The organism is Caballeronia arationis (assembly GCF_001544975.2).
GTDB lineage: Bacteria > Pseudomonadota > Gammaproteobacteria > Burkholderiales > Burkholderiaceae > Caballeronia > Caballeronia arationis.
The window spans coordinates 1-13,684 of record NZ_FCOG02000018.1; the positions used below are offsets into that span (position 1 = coordinate 1).

Genomic DNA, 13,684 nt, shown 5'->3' on the forward strand with positions numbered 1-13,684 from the left:
GCGACCGAGTCGTCAAATCCCGCCCTAAACGCTACACCGTTCGATACCTCAAAAAGAACATTAACTGAACGGCATTATGTGTGCGTGCTGCTGATTTGAGGGCTGTCGCGCGAATCTGATGGTCGATTCATTCGCCCGGATTCACTCTGCAACCCGCCGCTTGAGAAATGGCACGCCCTGAAGGTACAGCGTCGTCGCCATCGCAACCGCGACACAGGTCTGCACGATGAGCACCGTGGCGGCGGCGCCTTGCTCGGCGAAGAGCTTCGAAAGCACGGCGAGCAGGAGGAAATTCAGCGTCGCGGAGGCGAGCAGCACTCGGCTGAAATGCGCCTTCATGCCGAGCGGAAGCATCGTCTGTACGCCGAATACGTCCGCGATGCCTGACATGAAGGGGACGAATGCCATCCAGCGCAATACCTCGACGGTCGGGAGGAACTGTGGGCCGTAGAGGATATTCACCGCGAGCGGCGCGCCTGCGAAGATGGTGAGCGAGATGATCGCGACGACGGTTCCCTGAAACGCCAGCATCTTTCGCAGGAAGGCGAACGCGTCCTCGCGCGAGTGGTGCATGAGATAGCTGATCCGCGGATAAGCGGCCGTCTTCAGCGGGCTCATCATGCCCAGCGCCGCGCGGATCAGCTTGTCGCCGGCTGCGAAGTAGCCCGCCGCGACGTTGCCTGAGAGAAGTGCGAGCAGCACGATATTCGTCGATGCGTAGAAGTCGGTGATCGCGGTCGCCATGAAGACGCTCCAGCCATCCTTTAGAGCTTTCACGATGGATCGCAGCGATGTCGGCACGAAGTCGAGATCACGGCGAAGGTACAGGTAGGTGATGATCGCAAGACCCGACAACAACGGTACGAATGCATTCACCCCCATCGCCCAGTAGATGTCGCTGCGCTCGCGCACGAGAAGATACATCGCAGGGATGCTCAGCACGCGGCCGGTGAACACAATCAAGCTGATGATCCGCAGATCCTCGACACCCTGGAAATACCATGTGGGGATCAACATCGCGCCCGCCGCCATGCCGAAACCGAGTAGCAGCAGCTCACGCTCGTCGGCAAGACGGGGAAAGATGAACGTCAGTACGGCGAGTATTGCGAAACCTCCCACGGTGATCAACGCTTGCGCGAGGAAGGTCTCCCAGAAAACTCGGGAACGCTCATGGCGGTTGCTGCGGTTGATCGAAATCTGCGGCGTCGCGGTCAGGCCGAAGCCGTAATTCGTCAGCACGATGAAATAGTTGACGAAAGCCATCGCGAACGCGAGGCGCCCATAGCCATCCGGGGAGAGCACGCGCGTCAGCAGCGGAAGCGTGATCAGGGGGACCGCATAGGTCGATACCTGCAGCATCATCAAGACCGCAAAGTTCTTCTTGAATGACGCCATATACAGATTCATCCTCGCTTGAGCAGTGGCCTGGGTATTGCAAAAACGCCGCGCGATGCTCGACGTAATGAACCGCAACATGGAGAACGATTTCAAGCGGCAAAAGGAACCGCTTCGAACCGCTCTCCACCAGGAAAAGGTACCGCGCACCCGGAACGCAGGCGCATCGGAGAACGGAGAGTGTATGACGTACCGATGTCACATCACTCGGTGAACAGGAGCGACGCACAATTGCCCTGACAGCGAGCTTTCGTGCAGCCAGCTGAGCAGGGCGCTTGAACCGCTATTATTCTGAAGACAAATTAAATAAATTGCGAACACTACTCAGTGCGCTGCGCCACTTATGGATAAATAGGAGTGGTTCGCAATCGGCGGACAAAAGCTCGCCGCTGAACGGCCGCCGCCGAACTGGGGCCGAAACAGGATACGGGACTCATCTATTTTACCTGCACGTCATTGGCCGCCGCGATGGCCGCTCGCCTTGAGGGCTGCCCGTCATATCGGCCAGTGTGGCCGTCAATAGCGATGAAAAGAGGTTCGCTGATACGTCGTGTTCCGATACCATTTAATAAGCAGAGCATATCCTGCTTTTGCGTGCGAAAGCGCACGATGAAAACAACAGTCCTTGAAGTAGATTTCTTCTTATCAACCGACGGACGCAACCACATTCCGAGATTTGCGTACCGTTCCGAATACGACGCTGCACGGCAGCGCAATCGTTAAACATCCAGCCCGGGTGCGAACTCGCCACCCGAGCATTGGCCTCGACTATCTGAGCGACCTTCAAGATCGGTCTACATCTCAACGGCGTTCACATACAGATTCCATTCATTAGTACATCTATATAATGGAGAAATTCATGACCTATCCAAAAATCAACCGACGAGCTTTTCTCGGGGGCGCCGCTACAGCACTTTCCTGGGCCTCGTTTCCGTATATGGCGGTCGCCGCCACTCCGGTCGTTCGTCTTGAGTGGCAGCAGTTCAAATTGACCCCGCACTACCAGTCGTTTTTGAACGCGGTTGCCACGATGCTGGCCAACCCCAATGCGAACGATCCCAATTCATGGCAGTACTGGACGAATGTGCATGTGAACTACTGCCCGCACAGGCAGCCTTATTTTCTCGCGTGGCATCGGGGTTATCTCTACTATCTCGAGAAGCAAATCAGGCTCGTTTCAGGCGACAGCACGTTCACGCTTCCCTACTGGGACTGGTACACGAACCCCAACATACCGAGCGAATTCACCGATACCGCAAGCGGCAATCCGCTCTATTGCCCGCGGCTCAATACGAATGTCTACAGCGCACTCGACCTGTCGCCGTTCGCGCCCACTACGGTGAATTTCCAGCGCGGCACCGCGAACTCGTTCGAAGAGAAGTTCGAGACCGCTCCGCATAACCCGGTGCACAACATCATCGGCGTCTCGATGGCGACGATGCAGTCGCCGCGCGATCCGATCTTCTATCTGCATCACGCGAACGTCGACAGGCTCTGGCATACGTGGGCGCTTCCGGACGGAAGAACGATGCCAGTTCCGACCGATGCGTACTGGGCGGGGACGTTCACCTACGCGACTGGCCTGACGATCAACAAGGAACAGACGTATTCGAACCGCAGCCGGCTCGGCTATGACTACGCGAACACGACGAGGCCGACGGTGTTGCCGCCACAGGCGCAAGCGGGTCGCATCATCCGCGTGCAGGCGCAGATTGCGCCGATCCGGACTCGCCCGGCCATCAGTTCCTTTGCGGCTACCCCCGCACGCACGATCGCAACCGGCCAGCGTTCGATTGGCGGCGTCAAGGGCGTCGTGCTGGGGCAAGAGTCGGTCAGCGCACGTGTGACTGGAGAAGCGAGCTCGGTGAAGCCGCTTCAGGACATGCTGTCGGCAACGGCCCAAAGCTTCGACGCAGCGGCGCAGGGCTCGTCGGCTGCATCGTCGCTGGCGCAGAGGAGCACCAGTCAATACAAGTCCATCAAGATCGTATTCGACGACATCGCGATCACGCGCGCTGGCGCTGCCGGCGGCTACTTCTATAACGTCTACTTGAATCTGCCCGACGGCGTCGATATCGATTCCGCACGCTCGAAGTATTTCATCGGCACATTCGGGGCCTTCGAACTCGCCGGCGCAGCGCATCACGGGATGATGATGCTCGAGTTTCCGGCTACGGCCGCGCTGCTGAAAGCGGGCGTCGGAAACGCGCGAGAGTATGTTGTTTCGCTTGTCCGCGTGAACGGCCCCAGTGCCCCCAAGGGTCAGGTCATGTCCGTTGGCGAAATACGCGTCGAACTGTCGACCGAAGCGCCGTATATCGTTTCGCCAGCCGGCACCCATAAGCCGGGCGATGCCTACTAAAGCGAAAGGAAGTCCGGCTCATGCCGGACTTCCCTTTTGTTTTCTCGCACCTGAAATCACCACCCCCGGCGAACTGTAATACAAATCACAAGAACATACGCACGCGGCGCTGGCGCTTCCGCTCGATCTATACTCATGTGCGCTACTCAACATACGGTGGCCATCCGATGTTGAAATCTATATGCTCCAGCATTCTTTGCCGCGACCTTGGTCGCGGCAAAGCGCGTTGCGTCACGCGCGCCAGGATTCGATCCTGCGTCGAGTAGTTTCGACCGCGGCGCCGCGCAAGACAACCATCTTTTACCGATCGCCAAAAAAAGGGGAACTAGCCTTTTATGCATTGCTTTTTGTTAGGCGACGATCTGCCTGGTGGACGTCCACCATCACGATCCTCACGTCGTCGATAAGGACCGCGCGACAGCGCCCGCCCAGCACGCGCGCCTCAGCGATCCGCGATAATCAGTGCATTCCCAGATGGAGCAATCAATGTATCCGAGGATAGTCTCCGCACTGTTCTATATGTTTTTCACCTGTGTGATCTTCAATCCAGAGGTGAACGGCTTCACGATCTACTTTTATCTTTTCATCCCGTTCCTCGATCCGGGATTCTCGCGGTTCCTCGCGTCGACTGTCCGCCGCTGGAGCGTGCCGCTGCTCGTCGCTGTGCTCCTCAGTCTGACGGGATCACCAAGCGTGGCAGTGCGCGTCATTTCGCTCGCGATCTGCATCGGCTACATCCTGTACACGATGGATCGCCGCATCAACTATCTGCACCACTGGATGGCGATCAACGTGGCATTCGCCCTGGTGCAGTTCACGCTGTACTACGTCGACAAAGGTCTCGCGTGGCAACTCGGGCCGACGCAGCTCGCCAAGACGATCTGGGGCCCGTATGCGACCAAGACATTCACCAACTTCTTCGAGATCTTCTACTTCGCGCGCGTGTCGGGCTTCTCAAGAGAGGCGGGATTCTTCTCCTCTCTGCTGCTCAGTTCGCTGGTTCTCTATTTGTTCACCGAGAAGGTGAACAAGAAGATGGTCTTCATCTACTTCTTCGGGCTCTTCATCGGCTTCTCGAAGTCATCGATGCTGCTCTTCATCTTCGCAGCCCTGTACCCTTTCCGTCACAAGTTGCGGGCGGTTCATCCGCTCGTGATCCTGGTCGCATTCATAGGCTCGGTGAGCCTCATGGCGATCTATCTGGCGGATCATGGATTCTTCGGCTCGGAGACTTTTGCCCACAGGTTCGGCGGATATCCGTTCATGTACGATGCGCGCCTTGAGCATCTCATCTTCGGGATCACGCCGGCGGACGTGCTCGCGCACTACAAGTATTTGCCATACATCCGTATGGTCGAGCCCGAGGCACTCGCTGGCGTGCCGTTTGCCGGCCTTCCTGCCAGCGTCGCGGACATGGGACTCTTCAGCGCCCTGCTTCTCTTCGGCGTCGTCGCGTTCACGGCAAGCGATGGGTTCGTCATGGCACTGCTTCTCCTGATCACGTCGACGGTCAGCATCACAAGCGTGACGTCATTCGTGCCGATCGCGTATGTCGTTCTGTACTGGCCGCGGTTCTCCGCCTATCGCGCTCAACGCATGCAACAACAGCTTGCGGAAGAGCAGCAGTTGCCGAGGAACCCGCTGAACCGGTTCCGCCGCGCGGGGCGGCAAGCGGCGTTGTCCAGGACCTGATAGCAGCACCGCTATTCGCGCCTTCCACAACAGGAGTGCCGCGGCAGACATGAGCAATTGGTGGGGTTCGAAGTTCTGTAAGATCAGGCGCGTCGCGGCAGACCGCGACATGGAGGTGGGCTAACAAGCGAAGAGGCGTCTGGATCGAGCGGTAAGGCCGACGAGTGAGCCGCCCCACGCAGCGATCCGCCGGGGCACATACGAAAAAGGCGCGCCTTTGGGCGCGCCTCGCGTAACGACAAGCAACCCGTCAAGGTCACCGACGACCGTTCTTCTCCGACGCCGGCTCTCCGATATAGACTCCGGCGGGCGCGGCCGTCGCCGCGCGGCGACTCGACGTCAGCGCATGTCCGAGCCGGATGCAAGGCGCCTCAACCAGACGGAAGCTGAGCCACGACAATCCGATCGCAAACACCGCACTGAAGGCCATATAGAGACCGAGGGGCCCTCCGCCCCAGCCCCATCGCTGGCAGGCCCAGTAGAGCACATAGACCGGCACGCCATGCAGCAGGTAAAGCGAATAGCTGATCTCGCCCATCCATGCAAAGAATCGCAGGTGGATCTTCCAGACCGTTGCCAGCAACGCGAAAACCGCCAGTCCGATCAGGTAGCTCACTGAATTGATGACGTGCTCGGGATCGTGCTGGATGATCGCGACGGCAAAGGTCAGCACGGAAATGCTGGCAACCACGCCGGTGACGGCGATGAATGCCTTTCGGTACGACCAGTCGAGTGTCAGTCCCCGCACCCCCGGCAGCCTGAACACCACGCGCGCGTCCGGATTGTCATAGACCTGCCGGAAGCAGGCGCCCCAGAACATGATCGACAAGTGATACAGCATGCCCTTGTACTGGCCCAGCGCGCTGGCCGGGACCATCTTGAGCGCGGACGTGATAACGAATGCGGCGCCGAGCGAGACGCAGACGACACAAAGGTCGCGCATCCGCTGCAGTCCGCCCTGCCAGAACAGCAGAAGACACAGTACATAGAAGACCAGTTCGGTCTCGAGCGTCCAGTAATGCCCCATCATCTCCGGATGACCGAGCGCGTCCGGCAGCATCGTCGCGTTCGCGAGCCACATAGCCGCTTCCGTCGGCTTATCAAAGAGCAAACGGTAAGAGAGATAACCCAACGGGATCGATACCCAGAAGGCCGGGTACAACCGGAAGAAGCGCCTGACGACGAACCGGCGAGTACCAGCGGCAAGCGGCCCATAAAGGCTCTTGGGAATCAGCAATCCGCTCAGCGCAAAGAACACCACGACGCCGATGCGCCCGAAGTTCGCGTAGTACGGCAGCTTGTGCAGCCATTCCCCCGAGCCTGCGATGCGGGAGAAGACTTCGGAGTAATGCATCCACATCACGAACAGAACCGCGACGGCCCGGATCGCATCGATGTGGGACATCCGGTTAGGCAATACGGCGGCTGGTGTCTTCAATGGCTATTCTCCTGATGCGAAAGACCGTCATCGATTTGCGCACCCGCTTCCCAGCGCGAACGGGCCGCTTTTGTCATCCGATGACGCCAAAGGATTCGTTACGAGACTGCCTTCGACGTCGAATTCTCGCCTGCGGCTCGGCTGAAAGTCATGATCCTTCTTGCGACGCCATGACTGAGCCGTCGCGCGAACCCTTCTACGACCGCCTACATTTCCGCATCGATAAGCTCGCGTATGTTCACTAACGCACACGAGTAAAGATCGGCCAAAAGGACCAGCTTCGGGCTAAAAAAGTTGTCATGCCTGCTGCGCGGTCGCACAGAACGACCAAGGCCGCGCGCCCGCAAGCATACCCGTCGATTGCAAAAAGTGCACTCACACGTCAGACGCCGTTGTGACCCGACGCGGTAATCGATGCCTCGATCCCGCACCTCGCGGCAAAAAAATTCCTTACCGGTCTGTCCGCTGCGTTATGAGCGACATAAATACCGCATAGGGAAATCCCTGCAGAACTCTTCGTACACCTTCTCAATTACCAAAATGACGCTACGGACCGGTCATTTCATCTTACTATTTAATCCATCCCTTATTTATTTTTGCAATAGTCCTACTGTCAGTGCCGTTTTTGGCGCGCGCTTGGCGAATAAATTAAGGTCATGCCTGCTTTATCAGCCAGACATCGGAAAAAATATAATTTCATACAATAGTAGTAAAGAACAATTTCCCTAATCCCTGAACTGTTACATCGAGTTACAGATCCCTCCCAAAAGGTACGACTATACTCAGCGCCCATAGAAACCCGTAATTACTTACCCATGTCAACCAACAAAAGCCACCTATATCAGCAACAATTTCCTGAAATCGAATCGCAGTCCGCATCAAAGCTTCCGCGCCGGAAATTTCTTTCTGCCATGGCAGCTGGAGCCGGTAGCGTTGCCTTGTCGGCATGCGGTGGCGGCGGAGCCGAAAGCGACCTCGCCGACGCAACTGCCAAGAGCGTCGATGTAGAAGCGACCGCGAAAGCGGCGACGACCGGTCAGAAGCTGTTCTATGGGCTGAACGGTCACATGGCGTACAACACCGGCATCTACAGCTATGTGACGCAGGCGAACCAGGTGAAGATCCTCAAGGACCTCGGCGCCACGGTTTATCGCGCCGACGTCGCGAGCGGCGGCATGTCGCAAGTCCTGGCAAACGCACTCAACGGCCCGTTCATGGGCAGCGGAATCATCATCCTGCCCGTGCTGAACCCGCGCTCCGCCGGCTATGACGTCAAGAGTTCCGAGTCCGCCGCGTACACGCTCGGCTATAATCTCGCGGTCAATTGCACGCGGCCGCTGAAGGGCCTCGTGAAGTACATCGAATGCGGCAACGAACTCGACGTCGCGCTGAAGATCGGCGGCGACGGCAGCGCGACCACCGACTGGAATGCTTCCTACTGGCCGTCGTTCCGTGGCGTGATCCGCGGGATGATCGACGGCGTAAAGGCTATCGACTCGTCGATCCAGGTTGGCGTGAACGTTGGCATCCCGATGGCCTACCGTGCGCTCCAGATGCTCTGGAACGGCATCTCGCCGAATGGCACGGCGGCGGGTCGCGGCGGCGCAGCCCTCGTGCGCTGGGACTTCACCACGTATCACTGGTACAAGAGTTCGTACAACATTCAGCGCGCAGGCCGCACTGCCTCGGTCGACGTCCTGCAGATCCTCAAGGACTCGTTCGGCAAGCCGATCTGGTTGACGGAATTCGGCTGGTCGGGCTCGCAGGACACCAACGCATCGGCGGCAGCGTATGTAACGAGCGCGATGACGCAGTACAAGTCTATCAAGGACAAGTACAACATCCAGTGCATCATGCTGTACGCAGTCATCGACGACAGTTACGGTCTGGTCAAGACCGATGGCGTCACGAAGAGCGCAGCTTACGACGCATACAAGAATTTCACCCGGGCCAACCCGGTCTGATCCGCGATCATCGAACCGTCGTGCGCAGGCAGCGATTGCCGGCGCACCGTCAATCCTACTTGCATTACTCGCAAAATTTACTACGCTGCTTGAAGCCGCTTCGTCGAAGCGCGACTTTAGCACGAACGTACGACAGGTTTTCTTCGGCGACAACGTGCAGCCTCAAGGTCGGTATGCGACGTCCCGGTTGCTCAGGGCGCGTGCCAGACAGATGCGTCCCAAGGTCGAATGCCTTTAGTTTCAAGGCAGTAGCGACACTCAAACGTAAGACCAATAAAAAATCAAACAAAAACGATCGAGGCACTAGCGCTTCCGCCGGTTTTTTACTCGTGTGCGGTAGTGAACATACGCTGTCTCGTCGAATCCGGAAGGTACGACTTGCCCAGGCAGTGCCGACAGCGCTTCTCCTGTCGACCAGAGTTGGCACTTCAGCGCCTTACTCGGGTCCCATATGCAGGCATGTTGCTTTCAAAGGCACTGCGCAATCCGACGAAAACAGATTTGCGTCGCTAGCAGGCGGCGTCCGATCCGTACCGTTGTCGATGTCGAAGGCCGCGCCACAGCCCACCAGCCTGGCGCGTTACGTCTTGGTGACACCGACAGCGGCATGCGGACATGCCGCGTACCGATTCTCGAATGAATGAGGAAAGCGTCAGATGAATACACCTGCTCTAGGTTTTGATCCCGGTCGCGCGCGTAACGGCGACGACGGGTTTTCCGCAGCTGAACTGTGGAGGCTCATCGTCGACAACGTTGGGCTCGTGGTTCTGATCATCGTGCTGGTGACTGGCTCCGCGACCCTTTACGCGTATCTCGCCACGCCGAGCTTCTCGGCTGACGCGCTCGTCAAGGTCGACTACCCGAACCCGAACGTGCTCGGCGTGAATTCGCAGATGCAGCAGCAGATGGTTCCGTCCACCCTGCCCACCGACGCCGAAATCCAGATCATCCAGAGCCGGACCGTGCTCTTGCCGGTCATCAAGAAGTACAAGCAGGACATTCTCGTCACGCCGCATCAGGTGCCGTTCTTCGGACGCGTCTCGTCGCTGTTCGCGACGCAGGGCGCTCCGATGCCGGCAATCTTCGGGCTCAAGTCGTTCGCGTGGGGCGGAGAGGATGTATCGGTGGAGTCGCTTCAGGTACCGGGACGCCTGCAAAACAAGGAACTGACGCTGCGCGTCCTGCCGGGCAACGCCTACCAGTTGATGGACCACGACGGCAACGCGCTGCTGCACGGCACGGTCGGCCAGGTCGCAAGCGCGGACGGCATCTCGATCCTCATCAGCCATCTGGCGGCACGCCCCGATACGGAATTCGCCGTCACTCGCTTTAGCGAATACAAGGCCGTCGAGCGCTTCCTGAAGAAACTCAAGGTGCAGGAATCGGCGAAGGACTCGGGCGTCGTCCAGATCCTCTACGAGAACGACGATCCCAAGCTCGCGCAAGTGATCACCAATGCGATCGCGCAAACCTACATTGCCGCTCATATCGACCAGCATCGTCAGGAAGCGAGCGTCACGCGCGACTTCATCATCGGCGAACTGCCCCGTCTTGAATCCGAGTTGAAGCGTGCCGAGTCCGAACTCAGCAAGTACCGCACCGATGCCAGTTCGATGACGCCTGGCACCGAAGCGGCGTCGTACCTGCAGGGCAGTCTCGATCTCGAGAAGCAGATTGCGGCACTCAAGATGCAGCGTCAGCAGGTCGCCAGCCGCTTCATGCCGTCGAGCCGCGAAGTGCGCACGATTGACGACCAGATCGTCACGCTCACCGCGCAAAAGGAAGCGTTCGACAAGCGTTTCAGCGGCTTGCCCGTTTCCGAGCGCAAGTCCGCCGACCTGACGCGCGATGCGAAGGTCGCCGAGGACATCTATGTCGCGATGCGCGAAAAGGCGAGCGAGCTCGCCGTAACGCGTGCGGGCACGATCGGCAACGTGCATATCATCGATACGGCCGTGTTCCCGACGGAACCGGCGAAGCCCAAGCGCCTGATCGTGATCGCTGCCGGCGGCGCCGCGGGCGTGATCCTGAGCGTGCTCTTCGTGTTCTTCCGCAGCCAGCTTTCGCGCAACGTGGAAAGTCCGCACGTCGTCGAGCGCCACCTCAACCTGCCGGTTCTGGGCGCGGTCATGTACAGCAACGAACAGGCACGTCTCGACCGTTCCGCGACACCGGCCTCGCTGCTTCCCGGCAAGGTGCGAGGGGCCGACGAGCCCGCGCTCGCCAACGGGGCATCGCGCGAGGGCAATGGCTCCAATTTCCTGCTCTCCGACGATGGTCCCGACGACATGGCCGTGGAAGCATTGCGAGCCGTACGGGCTTCGCTGATGATCGACATCGAGCGCGCGAGGAACAACATTCTTGCCGTCGCGGGCGCAACCCCCGGCACCGGCAAGACGTTCGTCGCATCGAACCTGGCGGCGCTGCATGCACAGTCGGGCAAGCGCGTGCTGCTGATCGACGGCGACCTGCGCCGCGGCCGCATGGCTTCGATCTTCGGACAGTCGCGCCAGAGCGGACTCGCCGAAGTGCTCGCGGGACAGCTCGAAGCAGACGACGCGATCCGTGCATCCGACGTGCCGGGTCTGTCGATCATCACGGCAGGACGCTTCCCGCCGAATCCGTCGAAGCTGCTCTCGACGACTCGCCTGCCGCTCTTGCTCGAATACCTGAGCCCGCAGTACGACCTCATCATCATCGATACGCCTGCCGTCCTCGCAGTTAGCGACGCGAACATGATCGCGAGCAACGCCGGCACGACGGTGGTTGTCGTACGCCCGAGCGCGCAGAGCGAAAGCGAACTGGAACAGGCGATCAAGCGCCTCGATCTCACTGGCGCACGCATCTCCGGCGTGATCTTCAACGCCGTGCCGAAGCGTCGCAGCGAGAAGCGCACGTACGCCTACGCGAGCGCATATGCGCCCAACGTCACGCAGCACGACGCCTGACGTCGACAGCCTCATGTGAAGCGACGGCCCTGCCGAAGCACCACCTTGCAACGCAAGTCGTGGATGCTTCGCGCAGGGCCGCGATTCGCGAATGGACGAACCGGGCCTTGCGCCCCTCCGCTCATGCGGTTCTTCGTTACTTTCGCGGCGCTCGTCCGCACCGGACGGACGTTGCCGCTTCAAATCCCAAAAGCAGCGCCATACAGAAGGAAGCCACGATGCCAGCGGTCTTCACCTCGCACGCCCTGTCACGCTCCGGCCGGCTGGCCAGAGTCATTACGTGCGCCGCGCTAGCCAGCGCCGCGCATTCTGCCTTTGCCGCCGATGCCTCGATGCGCGTGCTGAACGCGCCCGGATCACTGATCATGGATGGTCCCGGCACGAAGCGAGTCGACATCCAGATCGCACCGCAAGCCGGTGCGGGCAGCAACGTCGTCGCGACGCTTTATCGATACGATGCGGACGGCAAGCCGTCGGGCACTCCTGTGACGACCTATCAGGCGTCGGCGAGCGGCGGAAAAGCTTCGTTCAACGTCGCCATTCCGGCCTACGGGCTCTATCTGCTCGACACGAAACTGCAATCGGCGGGCGGCTCCGGCGGCGAGCTGAAGATCAACATGGCGGCGATCACGGCGGGTGGGACGGGATTCACTGACGCGGGCGTAATCACGCACTTCGGGCAGCACAAGGGCAACCCTGCCGTCGTGTTGCCGCTCGTCAAAAAGGCGGGCTTCAACTGGATCCGCGACGAGTTGTACTGGAGCGAAGTCGAAAAGACGGCCGGCAACTTCAGCTTTCCCGCCGACTACACCAACTATGTCACGCAAGCCGCGAAACTGAACCTCAAGCCGCTGATCATTCTCGATTACAGCAACCGCAAGGCGTATCCGAACCTGCTCAAGGGGCAGCAAGGTTTCCCGGAGAACCAGCAGGAACGCGATCTTTTCGTGCGCTACGCGCAGAAGCTCGTCGGCATGTACGGCAAGCAGGTGAAGCATTGGGAAGTCTGGAACGAGCCCGCCTTCGGCAAGGTCACCTACGAAAACTACGCGGCGTTGCTGAAGGATGTCTATGTCGCGATCAAGAAGGAGAGCCCCGATTCGACAGTCATCTCCTGCGGCGGCGGTGGCGCAGGCGGCGGCCCGGGGGGCGACTGCATCGTGGCGCTCATCAAGGCGGGCGTCCTCGACTATCAGGACGGCTTCAGCATCCATCCGTACATGTCGCCGCACGACCCGGACTCCGGCTATCCGGCGAAAGGCGCGCCGGTCAATCCGGTGAACATTCCGAACGTCTGGCCTCATCTTGCGCGCATGATGAACGCAAACCCCAGGCAGGGTCACGGCAAACTGAAGGTGTGGATCACGGAAATCGGCTGGCCGTCGAGTCCGCAATCTGCCGGCCTCAGCGAACCTTCGCAAGCTGCGAATATCGCGCGCACATATTTGCTCTCGCGCCGCTATGATGAAGCAACGGAAGCCGTATTCTGGTATGACTTCGTCGACGACGGAGTCGACCCGAACAACAAGGAATCCAACTTCGGAATGCTGCGCGCTGACTTGACGCCGAAGCCCGCTTACGTGGCCGCGTCCGTCGTCACGAAGACGCTCGGTTCGAGAAAGTGGGATCACGCGCTAATCGACAGCCGCGACGTGAAGGTCTATCAATATGGAGCGGATAATCCGGTATACGTCGGCTGGCAGACCAGTTCAAACGAGAGTGCGACGGCGGTGCAGATTCCGCCGGGCAAGTACACTCAGCGCGACTGGCAGGGTGCCACGTCGACGGTCACTGTCCCGAGCGGAGGATTTCAGTGGCAGCTGGGCGCGCTGCCAAAGTATCTGATTCCGGCGGGGCAGTCGAACTGAGCGCTTGAGCTTTTAAC

General features: G+C 59.4%; 8 protein-coding genes. 5 read left to right on the forward strand and 3 right to left on the reverse strand.

Features of this window, described 5'->3' with window-relative positions:
- Window positions 1–141: 141 nt before the first annotated feature.
- Entirely contained in the window at window positions 142–1,395 is a 1,254-nt protein-coding gene (locus AWB81_RS13220; RefSeq protein ID WP_062635961.1) for a flippase, read from the reverse strand.
- Window positions 1,396–1,832: 437 nt separating this feature from the next.
- Entirely contained in the window at window positions 1,833–2,063 is a 231-nt protein-coding gene (locus AWB81_RS44690; RefSeq protein ID WP_143753714.1) for a hypothetical protein, read from the reverse strand.
- A gap of 191 nt (window positions 2,064–2,254) precedes the next feature.
- Between AWB81_RS44690 and AWB81_RS13225 the strand changes: the two genes are divergently transcribed.
- A complete protein-coding gene (locus tag AWB81_RS13225; RefSeq protein WP_159938885.1) occupies window positions 2,255–3,757 on the forward strand; it encodes a tyrosinase family protein in 1,503 nt (500 codons plus the stop codon).
- 486 nt (window positions 3,758–4,243) lie between these two features.
- Window positions 4,244–5,449, forward strand: a complete 1,206-nt coding sequence (locus AWB81_RS13230; protein WP_062635966.1) for a hypothetical protein — start codon at window positions 4,244–4,246, stop codon at window positions 5,447–5,449.
- A gap of 256 nt (window positions 5,450–5,705) precedes the next feature.
- Here AWB81_RS13230 and AWB81_RS13235 read toward each other — a convergent pair whose 3' ends face one another.
- Complete coding sequence (locus AWB81_RS13235) at window positions 5,706–6,854, reverse strand: acyltransferase family protein (RefSeq protein ID WP_062635968.1); 1,149 nt, start codon at window positions 6,852–6,854, stop codon at window positions 5,706–5,708.
- 944 nt (window positions 6,855–7,798) lie between these two features.
- Between AWB81_RS13235 and AWB81_RS13240 the strand changes: the two genes are divergently transcribed.
- From AWB81_RS13240 to AWB81_RS13250, 3 genes are all read left to right on the forward strand, one after another.
- Entirely contained in the window at window positions 7,799–8,851 is a 1,053-nt protein-coding gene (locus tag AWB81_RS13240) for a glycosyl hydrolase (protein ID WP_235025790.1), read from the forward strand.
- Between the two features lie 656 nt (window positions 8,852–9,507).
- Window positions 9,508–11,799 carry a polysaccharide biosynthesis tyrosine autokinase gene (locus tag AWB81_RS13245; RefSeq protein ID WP_062635971.1) on the forward strand — a complete coding sequence of 764 codons (2,292 nt, stop codon included), beginning with the start codon at window positions 9,508–9,510 and terminating at the stop codon, window positions 11,797–11,799.
- A gap of 218 nt (window positions 11,800–12,017) precedes the next feature.
- Window positions 12,018–13,667: a cellulase family glycosylhydrolase gene (locus tag AWB81_RS13250; RefSeq protein ID WP_143753711.1), complete on the forward strand. Its 1,650-nt coding sequence runs from the start codon at window positions 12,018–12,020 to the stop codon at window positions 13,665–13,667.
- The last annotated feature ends 17 nt before the right edge of the window (window positions 13,668–13,684 follow it).

What these genes read in the sequence shown, in the direction of transcription:
- AWB81_RS13235 (WP_062635968.1), bottom strand. Translation starts at nt 6,854, where the DNA reads ATGTCCCACATCGATGCGATCCGGGCCGTCGCGGTTCTGTTCGTGATG.
- AWB81_RS13240 (WP_235025790.1), top strand. Translation starts at nt 7,799, where the DNA reads ATGGCAGCTGGAGCCGGTAGCGTTGCCTTGTCGGCATGCGGTGGCGGC.
- AWB81_RS13220 (WP_062635961.1), bottom strand. Translation starts at nt 1,395, where the DNA reads ATGGCGTCATTCAAGAAGAACTTTGCGGTCTTGATGATGCTGCAGGTA.
- AWB81_RS13225 (WP_159938885.1), top strand. Translation starts at nt 2,255, where the DNA reads ATGACCTATCCAAAAATCAACCGACGAGCTTTTCTCGGGGGCGCCGCT.
- AWB81_RS44690 (WP_143753714.1), bottom strand. Translation starts at nt 2,063, where the DNA reads ATGTGGTTGCGTCCGTCGGTTGATAAGAAGAAATCTACTTCAAGGACT.
- AWB81_RS13230 (WP_062635966.1), top strand. Translation starts at nt 4,244, where the DNA reads ATGTATCCGAGGATAGTCTCCGCACTGTTCTATATGTTTTTCACCTGT.
- AWB81_RS13245 (WP_062635971.1), top strand. Translation starts at nt 9,508, where the DNA reads ATGAATACACCTGCTCTAGGTTTTGATCCCGGTCGCGCGCGTAACGGC.
- AWB81_RS13250 (WP_143753711.1), top strand. Translation starts at nt 12,018, where the DNA reads ATGCCAGCGGTCTTCACCTCGCACGCCCTGTCACGCTCCGGCCGGCTG.